This window comes from Flavobacterium sp. 1 (assembly GCF_002797935.1).
Taxonomy (GTDB): Bacteria; Bacteroidota; Bacteroidia; order Flavobacteriales; family Flavobacteriaceae; genus Flavobacterium.
Window position 1 is genome coordinate 92,107 of record NZ_PGER01000001.1, and the last position, 19,171, is coordinate 111,277.

A 19,171-nucleotide genomic window follows, 5' to 3' on the forward strand; every position below is an offset into this window, starting at 1 on the left:
TGAACCATTAGTTCAAAACACAGAAGATTTGTGTATTCACGGTTTTTGAAATTTTTGCAATTACAATATTTGGAATTTCGATGTTAAAATCATCCGTGTTCAATGTGAAATTAGAGTTTATTTGGATTCCGTTTCCTGCCTTTTTAATTTTCGCAAGAACTGTAATCATTCGCGATTGTCCGTGAATCGTTATTTTTCCTATTATAAAAAAATCTTTCTCTTCTTCGGTAATTTCTTTCAAGTCAAATTTTTCGATAACTCCTTTAAAAGTAGCTTTGGAATAGCGGTCACTTTCCATGTAATTGCTATTAAAATGCTCCTGCATCAAATCTCTTTTGAATTTGAATCTCTTGATAACTGCCGTAAAAGTAATTTCTTTTCTATTAGGGATAAGTGTACAGTTCACATCATCATTTTTAGCCTCTACGGCTTCAAATAATGGCACTGATGCTTCAAAGTAAATAGCACACTTGGATGAACTGAATTTGTTTTGTGCATCAATGGGGTAAAGGACTAATAAGAGTGCTAATAGAGTAAAATTTTTCATAATCTTTTCTATTAAAGGTTGTACTTAAAGTTACGATATTTTAATCGTAAACAGTCATAAAATTACGCCAAAAAAAAGACCAATTTTAAAAGAATTGATCTTTTGATATTGGTCTTTTAAATAGATTTTTTTGGATAATGGCAAAAAAACAAAATATTTCGTTTTAGACCTGATTACTTCACTACGCTTTTATTTTTATTGGAGTTCAGTGAACCTTGTTTGAAGTGAAAATCCTTGTAAGCGAGGGTTCGGCTTGCAAGATTGCAACGGATAGCGGGACGATATTGCCTAAAATGCCTAATCTTTCTGCTCCAAAAAATAATTATAATTTCAGCTTAGAATCTTAGGGAGCTTAGAATCTTAGTTACTTGAAAAATTAATCTAATTCAAGCTTTATATTGTATTTTTTTAAGCCTTCAAGGGTTTCTTTTGCAGTATAATTGAAAACTTCCTGATGTAAGTCACGTTCTTTTTTTAACGATATTTGTTTTAATGAATTGCAGAAACGTTTTACATCTTCAAAATTAGACAGAATTAAGCCGGGAACTGGTACGCTGTTGCCTTCATTGTCTTTTGCCACCATTGTGAAATAAGAGGAATTGCAATGTTTTTTATATCCAGTTTGAATATTTTCGGCTTCTACTCGAATTCCGACAACCATCGAACTTTTTCCAACATAATTTACAGAGGCTTTCATGGTCACAAGTTCGCCTACTTCAATTGGTTTTAAAAAATTCACCGTATCGACGGATGCCGTAACACAATAATTTCCAGAAAATTTGGAACCGCAGGCAAATGCTATTTGATCTAAAAGTGATAAAATATAGCCTCCGTGAATTTTTCCGCTAAAATTGGTGTGTGAGGGAAGCATTAATACTGATATGCTGACATGAGATGAAGATACTGTTTTGTAAATTTTGTCCATTGATTTAATTTTGGTTAATCGTCCTTTGGTATAGTTTGTGAAATATTTTAGTCTAATTTAAAAGCGGGCTTTCGTCGGTTTCAGCTCTTTTTAAAATGCTTTCTGGAAGTGCTTTTTTAGCTTTGGCACCCATTTTTTTGAGTTTTTCGACGCTTGTGATGAGGTTTCCTTTTCCTTCCACTAGTTTATTCATGGCGCCTTGATATTCAACTTTACTCTCTTCGATTTTTTTGCCAATTTTTATTAAATCGGCAACAAAACCTTCAAATTTATCATATAATGCACCAGCTTGTCTTGCTATTTCAAAGGCATTTTCCTGCTGTTTTTGGTTCGTCCACATACTGTCAATCGTGCGTAAAGTTGCCAGCAGGGTAGAAGGAGTTACAATCACGATGTTTTTTTCGAAAGCTTTGTTGTATAATGTAGTGTCTTCGTTAAGTGCCAATGCAAAAGCGGGTTCCATAGGGATAAAAAGCAAAACAAAATCAGGGCTTTCTATCTGGTATAAATCGTGGTAATTTTTTCCTCCCAATTGATCTACGTGGCTTTTTATCGAATTGACGTGTTCTCTTAAAAAAGTTTTCTTTAAACTTTCATCTTCTTCATTAATGAATTTTTCATAAGCTGTTAGGGAAACTTTAGAATCGACAATCATCTTTTTTCCATCAGGAAGATTGATGACAACGTCAGGAAAAACACGATTGCCTTCCTCTGTGGTATGACTTTGCTGTACATGGTATTCTCTGTCTTTTTCCAATCCTGATTTTTCTAAGACACGTTCCAGTACCAGTTCGCCCCAGTTTCCCTGCATTTTGCTGTCGCCTTTTAGTGCTTTGGTCAAATTTAGGGTTTCTTTGCTCATTTGAGCATTCATTTCGCTCAAGCCTATTATCTGCTGGCGCAGAGCGGCGTGGTAATCAATACTTTCTTTGTGTGTGTCTTCGACTTTCTTTTCGAATAATTGAATTTTATCCTGCAATGGAGTCAGGATGTTTTTCATGTTTTCTTTGTTTTGCTCAGTAAACTTATTCGATTTTTCGTCTAATATTTTATTGGCAAGATTCTCAAATTCTTTGGTGAATTTTTCCTGCAGTTTTTCAACTTCATCTTTTTGTTCTTTATTGCGTTCCCAAAGATTTTCAAAATCTACTTCTTTTTTAGAAAGCTGAATGGCTAAACTGTCTTTCTCATTTCGGATATTTTCTTTCTCAGAATTAGATAATTCCAGCTGTTTTTCGAATGCATTTTTATCCAATAAAAACTGTTCTTTCTGTTGGCTTAATTGGGAATTCAGAGCGATTAATTTTTCTTCCAGACTTACTTTTTCCGATTGGAATCGGGCAGAAAATAGGAGTTTGCCAATGAAAACGCCTATTGCAAGCGCAATAATAAAAACGACTAATAAAGGAAGAATTGTTAACATAGATGTTTCTTTTTTAAAAATGTAAAAGTAAGCATTAATACGTAGTGCTTAATTTTTAAAAATGAAATTTCACGAATTATTAGAAATCCAATGCTAAATCAACAATTTTCAACTTTTTTTAAATCATCACGCAACCTTTTTAAAAATATGCCATCTTACTAGTATACAAATTAATTAAAAAGTAGATATGAAGCGTTTTATTATAGTAGCCCTGATAGCTTTTAGTTTTTCTTCCTGTACAGATTCATTAGGTGATAATGTTCAAAATTGTGGCGATGTCAGAAATGTGGCTTATGAGAATTTTAAATATTGCGGGCAGCCAAAAGAGAATCCAACCAAGCCTATTTATGTGCTTATAAACTCAAATGAAGAACTGCAAAAGCATTTTGCCCCTTGTGACCCCTTTAGTCCTCTGCCTGATTTTACTCAAAAAAGAGTCTTAGGACTTTTATCAGGACCAAAACCTACATCAGGCTATGATATAAAAATCCAATCTGTAGTAGAGGATGACTGTCAAATTCTAGTTCAATATTCTGAAAGAGTACCTGGTGATAGTGAGATTGTACTTCAGACAATTACTTATCCAGCAGATTATATTATTCTTCCAAAATCAAGCAAGCCTATTATATTTTCCAAAGTAAATGCGGTTGTTGATTATGCTATTGTAGGTACTTACGGAGAGTGTGCTACGACAGATTGTTATCAATTTTATAGAGTAGAAAATTACAAAGTGTTTAAATATTTTAATTTGACAAGTTTAGCAAGTGATTTTTATCAATTAAATTATAAAGCATTAGTTTTTAGAGATGATTATGCTTCTTTTCTTTCAAAAATCCCAACCGAAATAAAAAACTTAAAAGGGCAGACCAAAACATTTGGATCACCAAATGCTCATGATCAAGGAGGAGTTTATCTAGAGTGGAATCAAGGAGGAGTTGTCACCAAAATATATTTGGATAATGATAATACTGCAGATCAAACTGCTGAAGTTATTGCATTCAAGAAGGTGATTCAGGACAAAGTAGCGTTATTAAAAACGAAATCTTAATACATTTTGATTCCGCTGAATTTAGGTTTAGCGGAATCATCGTTTTTTTAAATGAGGTTGTGTAAATGTGCCTCAATAACTATTAAATAACCAAAGATTAACCAAATAAAAACCAATGTATGAGAAAAATATTTTTTATTTTTTTTATAATTTTTACTGTTTCTTCCTGCACTTATGAGGATTCCCGTTTTAGACAAATATCCAAAAAGGAAGCTATGCAAAGCTGGGCTTGGAAAATTTTTATTTTTACTGACGAAGGAGAATTTCAATCTGTTGAGCCAGAAGTAAATAAAATTCATAATAGTATCAAAGAGAAACCTATTTTTGCAGAGGATATTTGGAAAACGAACCTAAAAGATGATTTGTTTTTAAAAAATAATGAAGTGGCTTTAGAAGATAGAACTGACTATGCCAATTTCGAAATAACGAAGAAGAAAAAATAATAAACCAACACCAGAGAATTCTTGAAAGAGAACTTAGACCAGTATATTAGGAAATGTGCCGATAATGACCGGGAAGCACAACTGAAAGTGTATCAGTTGTTTTCTCCAGTTCTTTATGGGCTGTGCCTAAAATATATGCGGAATGAGGATGACGCCAAAGATGTTTTTCAAGAAGCCTTTGTAATTGCCTTTCAAAAAATAGGACAATACAAATTTGAAGGAAGTTTTGAAGGTTGGATCAAGCGTATTTTTATCAATAAATTATTAGAAACGTTAAAGAAAAAGAAAAAAGGAGTTTTGTTTTTGGATGTTTTTGAAACTGATATAGCAGCCGAAGAAGAATTAGAATTAGCACCCATTGAGCAGGAAAAATTATTAGAATATATTCAAGAATTGCCAGATCAATACCGAATGGTTTTTAATTTGTATGTTTTCGAAAAAATGAAACATAAAGAGATTGCAAAGCTGCTTGACATAAGTGAAGGAACTTCTAAATCAAATTTAAACAGAGCCAAGAGTATTTTGAAGAAAAAAATATTGATAGTATTAAATTGTAAAACAGCATAAAATTGAGATTCTGTTAAGGTAAATTAATAAAACCAAACAGGTTTCAAAAAACTATAAGTGCGCATGAAAAATAAAGAAGCAAAATCTATTTTTTCTTCATTGGAGAACTTCTCAAGTACTCCGCCATCCGAGTTATGGGATAAAATAGAAGCTCAATTAGATAAACCTAAAAAGAAAAAACGCCTAGTTATCTGGTGGTGGGCAGCTGCATGTTTAGTTGCGGGACTTTCTCTTCCAACTATTTGGTATGTTAATTATAATCAAGGGAATAATCAGGAATTAATTATAGGAAATGATGCGAACGGAGTTGTTTTGCAAAATGATTCAAAAAACAACAGAAATACCAATGAGAATATAAATAAAAATGAAAGTGCCATTGAAAAAGTATCGTTAGGAGAAAAAGGAAATCATGGAAATGAGGCTAAGAATGAAAATTTAAATAGTAAAGAAATCCGCATTTCATTAACTAATGCTAATTCAGTAGCTGCCAAGATGATCCCTTCGGTTTCTTCTAAAGTAAAAAAATCTAAAAAGTTTAAGAATTCGAATGGAATAAATGATAATCAATTAGTTGCAGAGGGCAGCGATAAATCAAAAGCGGATGTAATTACTGCTAATAAAAATACAAAGGCAGGCACTTATAACACAGCTTCAGTTGTTGGGTTTAGTAATTTTTCTTCAAAAAATAGTTCAAACGGAAATGCTAAAACGATAGTCAGTTCCGATAATGACGTTATTCCTGAATCGAAGCAAAACAAGGAAAGCGTAAAAAATGAAAACTCTAAATCAGCACTGATTAATCAAAATCCTGAGGTTTCTGGGTTCAATACTAATAAAACTATTGCCGAAAACAGTAGTGCGAAAGATTCTCTTAACAAAATAAAAAAGGAAGTAGCTCAATTAGAGAATGCTTTGGCTGAATTGGATAAGGATAAAACTAAGAAAAAAACAAGTTCGGAAGCTATTGATAAATGGTCGCTTCAAGTTTTTGCAGGGGTTATGGGATCTGAAAATTACAATAATGAAAAAGCATTAGGCAATACAGTTGCCTCAAAACAATCAAACGGTTATGGGGTAAAAACTAATTATAAACTGAACAAAAAATGGGCGGTAAGTTCAGGATTCAAAATTAATGAGCTTGGACAAAAAATAGATGGAGTTGCTTATTATGAGCGGGGTCCCGAGGCAAGTTTTACATCAGGTATTTTACCTAGTAATAATGTAGTGCAGGATAGTCCTTCCAAAAATAATGCGATAGTTTTTGTTTCCAATAATGAAAATTATTTGTTTGCCGCAAATTCTAAGACGAGTACAGGTTTTGAAACAGGAAATGTTACTCAGAATTTAAAATATTTTGAAATGCCATTGGAAGTTTCATATGCTCTTTTAAGCAAAAAGAAAACCAGTATCAGTATGAATACAGGAGGTTTTGTCGGCAGGCTAATTTCTAATGAAGTGTTACTGAACGGGAGTTCTATAGGAGAAAATAAAAATGTAAATGAATTTGTTTACGGGACATTATTGAGCAGCACTTTACAATATGAATTCTATAAAAAAACCAAATTTTTCATAGAGCCAGGAATGAATTATTATATCAATCCATTGGAGAATCAGTCTTTCAATCAGTTTCAATGGATGTTTAATGTTGGTTTAAATGTATCTTTTTAACTTTTTGCAATAAATTATTTAATGTGGTATTTAGAATTTTAATTGCAGTAGTGCCGGGTTTTTAATCCGGCATTTTACATTATAAAAAGGCTGATATGACTGATTTTTATTTATTGAATTATTTATGTATAATCAGGGTAACTATGCTTTGTTTTTATATGATAAATGCTGATAATTAGTTGTTTATGTATTTTTGAGTTGCTTTTTGATGATTAAAGAAATTTATAAATTAGAAATTGAATTTATCAATATTATATTCAAAATGGATGAATATATAACCAAAATAACAAGATTTTTAGGGTAATTATTCAGAAAAATTAAATTTAGCTTATAAACAAAATCCGAAAGACTTAATTAGTTTAGGATTGCGGATTTGAGGTATACTATATTAGTTTTCTTTTTCGTTAAGAAAATAAATACCGCCTGCAGTTGCAAATACAGATCAAAAGGATGCTTTGCTTTGAAAACAGAATGTGTTGCAAAAAAAGGTCTTGATTTGAGTCAAGACCTTTTTGTATTATTTTTAAAAATGAATTTATTTAAAATTCCATCCTAATGTTATCCCAAAAGCCACAGGTTTAATTTTAGCATCTTTATCAGTACTGTACGATCCATTAGCTTTCCTATCAGATACAGATGTTTGGTTATAACCAATATAGGATTCATTCTTGTTTTGGTCTAAAATTGTACCATATCCACTTTCCAGGAACAGGGCTACATACAACGAATTTTTCGTTGCCATATCAAATGTAAATCCTAACTCAAAAGAACTCATTATAATTCCTTTAGTTTCATACTTTCCTGATGATGAATAATTATTCTGACGACCAAAACCATATTCTGGTAAATCGTCAATAGTCAGGTTTACATCTGGATAATAAGCACTACCATTTGCGTAATCCGCTGTTGCTTTAATTTTATAATTTACAGGTAAAAAATATTTAGCTCCAGCTCTAAAATTAAAATCAATACCCTTATTAATATTTGTTTTATATTGGACAAAAAGAGGGATTTGCAGAGCATGTAAAGTTTGTTTTTCTCTATAATTGTTGGTAGTAACGTTATAAACAAATGCCGAAGTGGAAGCATCAACTTCAAAACTAGAAAGTATTACAGAAGACTGAGACAAAGAAACTTCTTGTTTGTATTGTGAAAACTCTAGCCCTGAACCAATACCAAAATGTGTATTTAAAGAATAGATATAACCTGTTTTTACAGCTCCGCCAAGGCGATTACCTGCTTGTATACCAGTAATATCACTCTTAATATTCCCTATTCCCGACTGTATTCCTATATAAAACTGTGCAGCTACTCCTTGTGAAATTAAGAAAGCTATAGTTCCAATTATGATTTTAATATTGAATTTCATAGATATAAAATTTATTTTTTAGCAGTCCTATATGTTATTGCCTTTTTACTTATTGATTTTTGCTCACGCAAACTTGTTGTTAATGGCGATTTCATACTTGTTTTTTTAATTAGAATAATCCATCCCCATTCATTAAAAATGAGGATGTCATATTCTGTAAATTATTTTAATTTTTAACGAGAAGGTTTTTTGTAAAATATTTACCATTTGCTAAGGTCATTTTTACAATATAAATTCCTTCAACGCTCGGAGCACTCATGTCAATAGTATTTTGACTTGGGTTTGTAATAGTAGTCAGTAAGTTACCTGTTAAATTATAAAGTTCAACACGCGCATTTTGTAATCTGCTTGTACTAACATTCGTCATTAATTGGAAACTCGCATTACTTCTAACAGGGTTTGGAACAATTCTTATGTACTCTTCTTCTATTGTTGGAGAGAAAGTCAACGTACAGGTTGTAATTAATGTTCCGTCTAGTTTTGTTGCTACGGCATAATAAGTTCCATTCAAGGCACCACTTTCTTTAAAATATTGTGAAGTTTGTCCAGGAACTAAAACCCCATTTTTATACCAGCTATACGATTTAAAACTCTTAGAGCTATTGTCAAAGAATATAATATTTTCAAATTGTTTTCTAATCAGGTTAGGCTGACTAGATACTACTGGTAAAACAACTGCCGGAGCTGCATTGTAATTCATGTTGCCTGGTTGCGAAGCTGTTATAGTTGCAGACCCATAATTTTGGAAAATTAATGAATTATTTGAAACAGTAGCAATGTTAGTATTAGAAGAAGCATAATTTACTGCTAAACCACTATTAGCAACAGCAGTCAAAACAATACTAGTTTCTCCATTACAACCTAATTCCAAAGTCTGATTCCAGGTAATTACCTGATCTGCTTTCGTAATAGTAAAATTTGAGCCATTATACGTAATGGTATAATTTCCACCAGCACTTAAGGTACCTTGTGTGATAGCGTAAACGCCCACATTCACTCCAGCAGCTCTTGTTAAAGCACCAGTAAAGGCATCACTACCTACCAAACTTGGCGAAACAGTATAAGTAAAAACAGGATCTGTTGTTCCATATACTTTGGTTTGTGAAGTATTTGCTGTTACTGTGATAGGTTTTGCCGTAATAGTAAAATCTTTGCTTACATAAGTAATGTTATAGTTAGTACCTGCACTTAAGTTTCCTAGTGTAATGGCATAGTTTCCAATGTTTTCCCCAGGAACTCTTGTTAAAGCACCAGTAAAGGCATCACTACCTACCAAACTTGGCGAAACTGTATAAGCAAAAACAGGATTCGTTGTTCCATAAACTTTCGTCTGTGATGCAGTTGCCGTTACTGTAATTGGTTTGGCAGTAATAGTAAAGTTAGCACTTACGTAACTAATCGTATAATTAGATCCGGCAGTCAAACTTCCTTGGTTAATAGCATAGTTTCCGATATTTTCCCCGGCAACTCTTGTTAAAGTTCCAGTAAAGGCATCACTACCTATCAAACTTGGTGAAACTGTATAAGCAAAAACAGGATCTGTTGTTCCATAAACTTTAGTTTGTGATGGAGTTGCTGTTACTGTAATTGGTTTGGCAGTAATAGTAAAGTTAGCACCTGCGTAACTAATCGTATAATTAGATCCGGCACTCAAACTTCCTTGGTTAATAGCATAAGTTCCTATATTTTCCCCAGCAACTCTAGTTAAAGCTCCTGTAAAGGAATCACTACCTACCAACCCCGGTGAAACTGTATAATCAAAAACAGGATCTGTTGTTCCGTAAACTTTAGTTTGTGATGGAGTTACCGTTACTGTAATTGGTTTTGCGGTAATAGTAAAGTTAGCACCAACATAAGTAATTAAATATTTAGACCCAGCTGAAAGCGAACCTTGATTAATAGCATAATTACCAATATTTTCACCACTAACTCTTGTTAAAGATCCTGTAAATGAATCTCCAGAAAGCAAACTTGGTGATAATGTATAAGTTAAAACAGGATCACTCTCCCCATATACTTTAGTTTGAGAAGGTATTGCAGTTACGGTAATTGGGATTTGATTTAATTTCAGTATATAATTATATGTAGCAGTACAACTATTAGCATCAGTAGCGGTAACCGTAAAATTACTATCAGCAATTTGAGTTGAAATACCTGTTATCTGTCCAGCTGTTGATAGCGAAAAACCAGAAGGCAAACTTCCCGCTGTAACTGCATACGTTTTAGATCCTGTTCCTCCTGAAGCTACTATAGTTTGACTATATCCAGTATTATAATCATAACCAGACAAAACTGTTGTTGTGAAATTAATTTCCGTTGGTTGTGTGATTGTAAAGTTTCGAGTAGCGGTACATCCGTTAGCATCGGTTACTGTTACGGTATATGCTCCTGCGCTTAATCCGGTTGCTGTAGCAGCCGTTCCACCCGAAGGCGACCAAGAATAAGTATATGCACCAGCACCTCCTGAAGGAGTAACGGAAGCTGAACCATTAGTTCCACCGTTACAAGATACATTTGTTTGCGCAGCAGTTGCCGTACTGATAACCGTTGGCTGGGTAATTGTAAAGTTTCGAGTAGCGGTACATCCGTTAGCATCGGTTACTGTTACGGTATATGCTCCTGCGCTTAATCCGGTTGCTGTAGCAGCCGTTCCACCCGAAGGCGACCAAGAATAAGTATATGCACCAGCACCTCCTGAAGGAGTAACGGAAGCTGAACCATTAGTTCCACCGTTACAAGATACATTTGTTTGCGCAGCAGTTGCCGTACTGATAACCGTTGGCTGGGTAATTGTAAAGTTTCGAGTAGCGGTACATCCGTTAGCATCGGTTACTGTTACGGTATATGCTCCTGCGCTTAATCCGGTTGCTGTAGCAGCCGTTCCACCCGAAGGCGACCAAGAATAAGTATATGCACCAGCACCTCCCGAAGGAGTAACGGAAGCTGAACCATTGGTTCCACCGTTGCAGGGCACGTTGGTTTGGGAACCAGTTGCGGTGCTTATTGCCGTTGGCTGAGTGATTGTATAATTGCGGGTTGCAGTACAACCGTTAGCATCAGTTACCGTTACGGTATAACTTCCTGCGGCAAGTCCAGTAGCCGTTGCAGCAGTTCCTCCGGAAGGAGACCAAGAATAAGTATAGCCGGGAGTTCCGCCTGATGGAGAAACAGAAGCCGAACCATTGGTTCCACCGTTGCAGGACACGTTGGTTTGGGAACCAGTTGCGGTGCTTATTGCCGTTGGCTGAGTGATTGTATAGTTGCGGGTTGCAGTACAACCGTTAGCATCGGTTACCGTTACGGTATAACTTCCTGCGGCAAGTCCAGTAGCTGTTGCTGCCGTTCCTCCGGAAGGAGACCAAGAATAAGTATAGCCGGGAGTTCCGCCTGATGGAGAAACAGAAGCCGAACCATTAGTTCCACCGTTGCAGGACACGTTGGTTTGGGAACCAGTTGCGGTGCTTATTGCCGTCGGCTGAGTGATTGTATAGTTGCGGGTTGCAGTGCAACCGTTAGCATCAGTTACCGTTACGGTATAACTTCCTGCGGCAAGTCCAGTAGCCGTTGCAGCAGTTCCTCCGGAAGGAGACCAAGAATAAGTATAGCCGGGAGTTCCGCCTGATGGAGAAACAGAAGCCGAACCATTGGTTCCACCGTTGCAGGACACGTTGGTTTGGGAACCAGTTGCGGTGCTTATTGCCGTCGGCTGAGTGATTGTATAGTTGCGGGTTGCAGTGCAACCGTTAGCATCGGTTACCGTTACGGTATAACTTCCTGCGGCAAGTCCAGTAGCCGTTGCAGCAGTTCCTCCAGAAGGAGACCAAGAATAAGTATAGCCGGGAGTTCCGCCTGATGGAGAAACAGAAGCCGAACCATTGGTTCCACCGTTGCAGGACACGTTGGTTTGGGAACCAGTTGCGGTGCTTATTGCCGTCGGCTGAGTGATTGTATAGTTGCGGGTTGCAGTACAACCGTTAGCATCAGTTACCGTTACGGTATAACTTCCTGCGGCAAGTCCAGTAGCCGTTGCAGCCGTTCCTCCGGAAGGAGACCAAGAATAAGTATAGCCGGGAGTTCCGCCTGATGGAGAAACAGAAGCCGAACCATTGGTTCCACCGTTGCAGGACACGTTGGTTTGGGAACCAGTTGCGGTGCTTATTGCCGATGGCTGTGTAATTGTATAATTGCGGGTTGCAGTACAACCGTTAGCATCAGTTACCGTTACGGTATAACTTCCTGCGGCAAGTCCAGTAGCCGTTGCAGCCGTTCCTCCGGAAGGAGACCAAGAATAAGTATAGCCGGGAGTTCCGCCTGATGGAGAAACAGAAGCCGAACCATTGGTTCCACCGTTGCAGGACACGTTGGTTTGGGAACCAGTTGCGGTGCTTATTGCCGATGGCTGTGTAATTGTATAATTGCGGGTTGCAGTACAACCGTTAGCATCAGTTACCGTTACGGTATAACTTCCTGCGGCAAGTCCAGTAGCTGTAGCAGCCGTTCCTCCGGAAGGAGACCAAGAATAAGTATAGCCGGGAGTTCCGCCTGATGGAGAAACAGAAGCCGAACCATTGGTTCCACCGTTGCAGGACACGTTGGTTTGGGAACCAGTTGCGGTGCTTATTGCCGTCGGCTGAGTGATTGTATAGTTGCGGGTTGCAGTGCAACCGTTAGCATCGGTTACCGTTACGGTATAACTTCCTGCGGCAAGTCCAGTAGCCGTTGCAGCAGTTCCTCCGGAAGGAGACCAAGAATAAGTATAGCCGGGAGTTCCGCCTGATGGAGAAACAGAAGCCGAACCATTGGTTCCACCGTTGCAGGACACGTTGGTTTGGGAACCAGTTGCGGTGCTTATTGCCGTCGGCTGAGTGATTGTATAGTTGCGGGTTGCAGTGCAACCGTTAGCATCGGTTACCGTTACGGTATAACTTCCTGCGGCAAGTCCAGTAGCCGTTGCAGCAGTTCCTCCAGAAGGAGACCAAGAATAAGTATAGCCGGGAGTTCCGCCTGATGGAGAAACAGAAGCCGAACCATTGGTTCCACCGTTGCAGGACACGTTGGTTTGGGAACCAGTTGCGGTGCTTATTGCCGTTGGCTGAGTGATTGTATAGTTGCGGGTTGCAGTACAACCGTTAGCATCGGTTACCGTTACGGTATAACTTCCTGCGGCAAGTCCAGTAGCTGTTGCTGCCGTTCCTCCGGAAGGAGACCAAGAATAAGTATAGCCGGGAGTTCCGCCTGATGGAGAAACAGAAGCCGAACCATTGGTTCCACCGTTGCAGGACACGTTGGTTTGGGAACCAGTTGCGGTGCTTATTGCCGTCGGCTGAGTGATTGTATAGTTGCGGGTTGCAGTGCAACCGTTAGCATCGGTTACCGTTACGGTATAACTTCCTGCGGCAAGTCCAGTAGCCGTTGCAGCAGTTCCTCCAGAAGGAGACCAAGAATAAGTATAGCCGGGAGTTCCGCCTGATGGAGAAACAGAAGCCGAACCATTGGTTCCACCGTTGCAGGACACGTTGGTTTGGGAACCAGTTGCAGTACTTATTGCCGTTGGCTGGGTAATTGTATAGTTGCGGGTTGCCGTACAACCGTTAGCATCGGTTACCGTTACGGTATAACTTCCTGCGGCAAGTCCAGTAGCTGTTGCTGCCGTTCCTCCGGAAGGAGACCAAGAATAAGTATAGCCGGGAGTTCCGCCTGATGGAGAAACAGAAGCCGAACCATTGGTTCCACCGTTGCAGGACACGTTGGTTTGGGAACCAGTTGCGGTGCTTATTGCCGTTGGCTGAGTGATTGTATAGTTGCGGGTTGCAGTACAACCGTTAGCATCAGTTACCGTTACGGTATAACTTCCTGCGGCAAGTCCAGTAGCTGTTGCTGCCGTTCCTCCGGAAGGAGACCAAGAATAAGTATAGCCGGGAGTTCCGCCTGATGGAGAAACAGAAGCCGAACCATTGGTTCCACCGTTGCAGGACACGTTGGTTTGGGAACCAGTTGCGGTGCTTATTGCCGTTGGCTGAGTGATTGTATAGTTGCGGGTTGCAGTACAACCGTTAGCATCGGTTACCGTTACGGTATAACTTCCAGCAGCAAGTCCAGTAGCCGTTGCAGCAGTTCCTCCAGAAGGAGACCAAGAATAAGTATAGCCGGGAGTTCCGCCTGATGGAGAAACAGAAGCCGAACCATTGGTTCCACCGTTGCAGGACACGTTGGTTTGGGAACCAGTTGCGGTGCTTATTGCCGTTGGCTGAGTGATTGTATAGTTGCGGGTTGCAGTACAACCGTTAGCATCAGTTACCGTTACGGTATAACTTCCTGCGGCAAGTCCAGTAGCTGTTGCTGCCGTTCCTCCGGAAGGAGACCAAGAATAAGTATAGCCGGGAGTTCCGCCTGATGGAGAAACAGAAGCCGAACCATTGGTTCCACCGTTGCAGGACACGTTGGTTTGGGAACCAGTTGCGGTGCTTATTGCCGTTGGCTGAGTGATTGTATAGTTGCGGGTTGCAGTACAACCGTTAGCATCAGTTACCGTTACGGTATAACTTCCTGCGGCAAGTCCAGTAGCTGTTGCTGCCGTTCCTCCGGAAGGAGACCAAGAATAAGTATAGCCGGGAGTTCCGCCTGATGGAGAAACAGAAGCCGAACCATTGGTTCCACCGTTGCAGGACACGTTGGTTTGGGAACCAGTTGCGGTGCTTATTGCCGTTGGCTGAGTGATTGTATAGTTGCGGGTTGCAGTACAACCGTTAGCATCGGTTACCGTTACGGTATAACTTCCAGCAGCAAGTCCAGTAGCTGTAGCAGCCGTTCCACCCGAAGGCGACCAAGAATAAGTATATCCACCAGCACCTCCCGAAGGAGTCACCGAAGCAGAACCGTTAGTTCCACCGTTACAGGATACGTTTGTTTGCGCAGCAGTTGCCGTACTGATAGCCGTTGGCTGTGTAATTGTAAAGTTTCGAGTAGCGGTACAAGAATTTGCATCCGTTACAGTACAAGTCCAGACTCCAGGAGTCAAACCAGTAACAGAAACTGTTCCATCACCTGTTGGGTTGCTTGGTGTCCAGTTGTAAGTATATGGTCCTGTTCCTCCAGTAGCAGCATTTACTGTTGCAGCTCCTGTTGAACCACCATTACAAGCGATGTTTGTTTGAGATGCTGAAGTTAAAACAATATCACATAGATTATTTACAGTAACAGCAAATACTTTTTCAAAAGATAATCCGCCCTGATCCGTTGTACGAATACGAACCGAATACGAAGATTTGGTTTCAAAATCCGGACTTGCATTGATGGTCAGGCTGTTTCCTGTGATGGCGAATGCTGAATTATCGGTGCTTCCAGTGCCAGCAACTAAAGTATAAGTAAAAGTATTAGAAGCATCAGCATCAGTAGAAGACAACGTTCCTACAGCCGAATTAGCACTTACATTTTCGTTGATTGAAGTTGCTGAAAGAGCAACATCTGTTGGTGCAGTATTTGATGTGACTACTGGTGAAGTTAGCGCAAAAGAGTTTATACTATGATTGGTAGAAGACTGATCACCCATGTATCCTCCAGCACTGATATAAAATCTTACCTCATCTACATTTTGAAAGGCAGATGTTAAGGTTATCGTTTTTGGATTATACCCTGAATCAAAACCATCAAAAGTGGTAGAAGCGACTTCACTGCCGTCCTTATAGCCCTTTACCGTATTAGTAAAGGATGAGGTTTCTCCCCAATTGTAATAAATAAACTGGTTAAGACGAAACTCACTTCCATCGGCTGATTTTATTGCCATACCTTTTGAACCAGCATTGTTTTCGTTTGTTAACCCTGAATAGGAATTGTTGGCGCTTGAAAGAAAAGAATTGTTTTGCCAAGATAATGCGGGTAGTAAAGTTCCGTTGCTATTTGAAATATTATATACCTGTATATCAATATCGGATATAGTTTGAGAACCTCCTTCTCCATCGCTTGCAATATCATCGCTGGTAATGGCTGCGGGATTACTGGTAAATGTCAATGTTGGAGAGGTATTTAGTAAAACTCCTTCTGCAAGATCATTGATTGTTATGGTAAATTGTTTCTCAAAAGTCAATCCGCCTTGATCAGTTGTACGAATACGAACCGAATAGGAAGATTTGGTTTCAAAATCCGGGCTGGCATTGATCGTCAGGCTGTTTCCTGTGATGGAGAACGCCGTATTATCGGTGCTTCCCGTACCGGCAACCAGAGTGTAGGTAAAAGTGTTTGATGCATCAGCATCAGTAGAAGACAAAGTTCCCACGGCCGAGTTGGCGCTTACATTTTCATTGATGGCAGAAGCCGAAAGCGCAATATCCGTCGGCGCAGTGTTAGGAGTGCTAAGTGTAAAAATAGGATTTGAACCTGGAAAGCTGGTTCCCCCAGGAGCTATGTCGTAAGTTGTTGCTTCATTATGATTCCATTTACTTAGATTGCATATTTCTGCAAGTATAGTTGCTTTTGTACCTGTTGTTATCCCAGTATAAACATTGTTGTCGCCGTGATAAGTTACAGTTGTAAGAGCAATGGCGTTTGTGCCTAATGTTAGTGAAGGAGGTAAGTAAGTAGCACTATTACTGCTTAAATTTCCACTTCCTGTTGTTACAAATGTACCAGGTGTAATTGCGACACCGTTTATAGTGCTTGTAAAAGCATTTCCCCAAAGAAAAATAAAATTACTTACGCTAGTTATACTGCTGCCTTGATAAATAAACCAATTATCTCCACCGGCGTTTCCAGGGGAAGTAGTTGTAGCAGCATTTGTCCATCCTGTAACGGTAACAGTTCCTGGTAATCCTGTAACGGTATTTCCTCCCTTGGTAATTCCAATTTTGAATATAGTTCCAGCACTTATATCAGAGGTTGGCTGCCATAAAATACCACCTTCGGTATCCAAAGCAGTACTGGTGCTAGCCTGAACATTTGTTAAAGTGTTTGGAGTACTTTCGTTGTACCAATAGTCACTAATGCGGATTTGAGTGTTAGCTAGAATCGGAGCTAGTGTAACGATAGTAATTTCGTAATTTGGAGAAGTATCGTAGTTAACTCCAATGATTGCGATGTCACCAGTAGATAAAGTTTGAGCGTTTGAGGATGTTATCATATACAGAAAACATCCTAAGAAAAGTAATTTTTTAAACATATGATTTTTTTTTATTGATATATAAAAAAAGGACTGTTGTAAGAACAGTCCTTTTAATTTTGATAATTTATGGTCTGGAAGGATAGATGCCTTCATAGCAAATTATATATTGCATAGCTACAAAAGGCGGTACAGTTGGAAGAGGTTGAGCTCCAGTTCCCCAAGGAGTCAAAGTCAATCCTGTCGGATCAAAATTTAAGGTGTTGTTTACTGTTGAACTGCCTCCTGCTAAAGGGATCGTTGGTGCAGCATTAGTATAAAGATTGGGTTGGCCACTTCCTCCAACATCTCCTGTTGTTCCCAGAGCATTGTTTGTTGCTGATGGTGATGGTGATGCTCCATCTGCGGCACTCGCTTGCAAAACAGTATTTACTGTTACAGCACCTGAAAGATTTGTTCCTGCTCCTTTTACAATTGAGTGAGTATGGGGAGGCATATTGTTTACGGTAACTGTTACTGATTGAGTACCGCCAATTTCACCTAATGAGTATGTTCCACCAGGATGTGAACCAGAAATATTTGAACATTGTGTTGGAAATGCTCCGCGTAAATCAGGAAGTTGAAATGTAGTCATACCATCTCCGCCATAGGTTGTTCCTAATATAGAAAATAAAGCTGTGTTTTGGCTTATTGATAAAATTTGTCCTTCACAAGTATAAAATCCTCGTGGCGCAAAATTTCCTGCAAAAAGTTTGATGGTTCCCATTATTTCGTCCATAGTTATTTGTTTTTTAAGTAGTTAATTATTTATTATGCTATTCAAAAATAAATTAAGGAATGAAATAATAGAAGAAAAAATGACACAAGAAGGAGAATTCATGTCATGAGATATAAATATAGGAGCAAATACAATGTTTTAAAAAAAACTTTAAAAACAACGCTATCTTTGCTTTTTTTAAAATAAAGTTAGCATGTCCCATCACCATTTCATCATTCACAAACCTTACGGATATTTAAGCCAATTTATTTACGAATTGAAACGCAGGAAAAAACTCTTGGGTGAATTATACGATTTTCCAGAAGGCACAATGGCGATTGGCCGTCTTGACGAAGATTCGGAAGGATTGCTTTTATTGACTACAGATGGAAAAGTAAGCGAACAGATTCGGTCAAAAAAGGTCGATAAAGAGTATTATGTTCAAGTCGATGGAGTAATTACTCAGAACGCGATAGATTTATTGAAAGAAGGAGTAGAAATTGGTTTTGACGGAGGTAAATACAAAACTAAAAAATGCGATGCCCGGCTCATAACCGAGATTCCTGATTTTGGACCTCGAGGCAAGAAAATACGTGACGAGCGTCATGGACCAACTTCTTGGGCTTCGATTACGGTCAATGAGGGAAAGTTTCGCCAAGTGCGAAAAATGACCGCTGCTGTTGGATTTCCAACCTTGAGATTGGTACGTGTCCGAATTGGAAACGTGCATTTGAACAATTTGCTGGCTGGACAAGTTTTAGAGGTTTCAGATTTCCAATTAAACAATTAAACAAATTACCGATTAAACAAATAAATATGCTAAACATCGTTCTCGTAGAACCCGAAATACCAAATAATACCGGAAATATTGGCCGTTTGTGCGTAGGCACAGAAAGCCGTTTGCACTTAATTCATCCTTTTGGGTTTGTTATTAATGACAAAAACCTGAAACGTTCCGGTCTCGATTATTGGATACATTTGGATGTCACCGAATACCAAAATGTAACCGAATGGATGTTTCAAATTCCAGACAAATCAAGAGTTTTCCTGATGAGTTCCCATGCCTCAAAATCAATTTATGATGCAAAATTCCAAGACGGAGATTGGTTGGTTTTTGGTAAAGAAAGTGTGGGCTTAAGTACAGAAGTTTTAGCATTATTCGAAAATCATCTTACGATTCCGATGTCACCATTAATAAGGAGTTTTAATATTGCAAATTCGGTTGCTTTTGTTGTTGGAGAAGCGAAGAGACAGATTGGTTTAAGTGTTTAGAATCAGGTTTCTGAAATCTATTTCATAGGTAATTAGACAGTTTTTTTAAAGGAAATTCCAT

The 19,171-nt window shown here is 38.5% G+C and carries 12 protein-coding genes; 6 read left to right on the forward strand and 6 right to left on the reverse strand.

Going from position 1 to position 19,171, the window contains the following annotated elements; genetic code table 11:
* Positions 1-7 precede the first annotated feature (7 nt).
* The 3 genes from CLU83_RS00405 to rmuC form a co-directional block, all read right to left on the reverse strand.
* The gene (locus tag CLU83_RS00405) at positions 8-547 is read right to left on the reverse strand and encodes a YceI family protein (protein ID WP_100429793.1); all 540 of its coding nucleotides are present in this window, start codon (positions 545-547) and stop codon (positions 8-10) included.
* 376 nt (positions 548-923) lie between these two features.
* Entirely contained in the window at positions 924-1,472 is a 549-nt protein-coding gene (locus tag CLU83_RS00410) for an acyl-CoA thioesterase (protein ID WP_100429794.1), read from the reverse strand.
* A gap of 52 nt (positions 1,473-1,524) precedes the next feature.
* Complete coding sequence (rmuC, locus tag CLU83_RS00415; protein WP_100429795.1) at positions 1,525-2,895, reverse strand: DNA recombination protein RmuC; 1,371 nt, start codon at positions 2,893-2,895, stop codon at positions 1,525-1,527.
* A 187-nt stretch (positions 2,896-3,082) separates the two neighbouring features.
* Between rmuC and CLU83_RS00420 the strand changes: the two genes are divergently transcribed.
* The 4 genes from CLU83_RS00420 to CLU83_RS00435 all read left to right on the forward strand — a co-directional run bounded on the left by CLU83_RS00420 (position 3,083) and on the right by CLU83_RS00435 (position 6,621).
* Complete coding sequence (locus tag CLU83_RS00420) at positions 3,083-3,943, forward strand: protease complex subunit PrcB family protein (RefSeq protein WP_100429796.1); 861 nt, start codon at positions 3,083-3,085, stop codon at positions 3,941-3,943.
* A 119-nt stretch (positions 3,944-4,062) separates the two neighbouring features.
* Positions 4,063-4,386, forward strand: a complete 324-nt coding sequence (locus tag CLU83_RS00425; protein ID WP_100429797.1) for a lipoprotein — start codon at positions 4,063-4,065, stop codon at positions 4,384-4,386.
* 21 nt (positions 4,387-4,407) lie between these two features.
* Complete coding sequence (locus tag CLU83_RS00430) at positions 4,408-4,953, forward strand: RNA polymerase sigma factor (protein WP_100429798.1); 546 nt, start codon at positions 4,408-4,410, stop codon at positions 4,951-4,953.
* A gap of 63 nt (positions 4,954-5,016) precedes the next feature.
* Positions 5,017-6,621, forward strand: a complete 1,605-nt coding sequence (locus tag CLU83_RS00435; protein ID WP_100429799.1) for a hypothetical protein — start codon at positions 5,017-5,019, stop codon at positions 6,619-6,621.
* 535 nt (positions 6,622-7,156) lie between these two features.
* On the opposite strand, the gene CLU83_RS00440 is transcribed toward CLU83_RS00435, so the two are convergent.
* The 3 genes from CLU83_RS00440 to CLU83_RS00450 form a co-directional block, all read right to left on the reverse strand.
* On the reverse strand, positions 7,157-7,990 hold the full coding sequence (locus CLU83_RS00440; protein WP_100429800.1) for an outer membrane beta-barrel protein: 834 nt from the start codon (positions 7,988-7,990) through the stop codon (positions 7,157-7,159).
* 166 nt (positions 7,991-8,156) lie between these two features.
* Positions 8,157-17,141: an MBG domain-containing protein gene (locus CLU83_RS00445; protein ID WP_198512229.1), complete on the reverse strand. Its 8,985-nt coding sequence runs from the start codon at positions 17,139-17,141 to the stop codon at positions 8,157-8,159.
* 67 nt (positions 17,142-17,208) lie between these two features.
* On the reverse strand, positions 17,209-17,859 hold the full coding sequence (locus CLU83_RS00450) for a phage tail protein (protein ID WP_100429802.1): 651 nt from the start codon (positions 17,857-17,859) through the stop codon (positions 17,209-17,211).
* 193 nt (positions 17,860-18,052) lie between these two features.
* Between CLU83_RS00450 and CLU83_RS00455 the strand changes: the two genes are divergently transcribed.
* Both CLU83_RS00455 and CLU83_RS00460 read left to right on the forward strand, forming a co-directional pair.
* Entirely contained in the window at positions 18,053-18,628 is a 576-nt protein-coding gene (locus CLU83_RS00455; RefSeq protein WP_100429803.1) for a pseudouridine synthase, read from the forward strand.
* A 26-nt stretch (positions 18,629-18,654) separates the two neighbouring features.
* Positions 18,655-19,110, forward strand: a complete 456-nt coding sequence (locus CLU83_RS00460) for a tRNA (cytidine(34)-2'-O)-methyltransferase (protein ID WP_100429804.1) — start codon at positions 18,655-18,657, stop codon at positions 19,108-19,110.
* Positions 19,111-19,171: the final 61 nt, after the last annotated feature.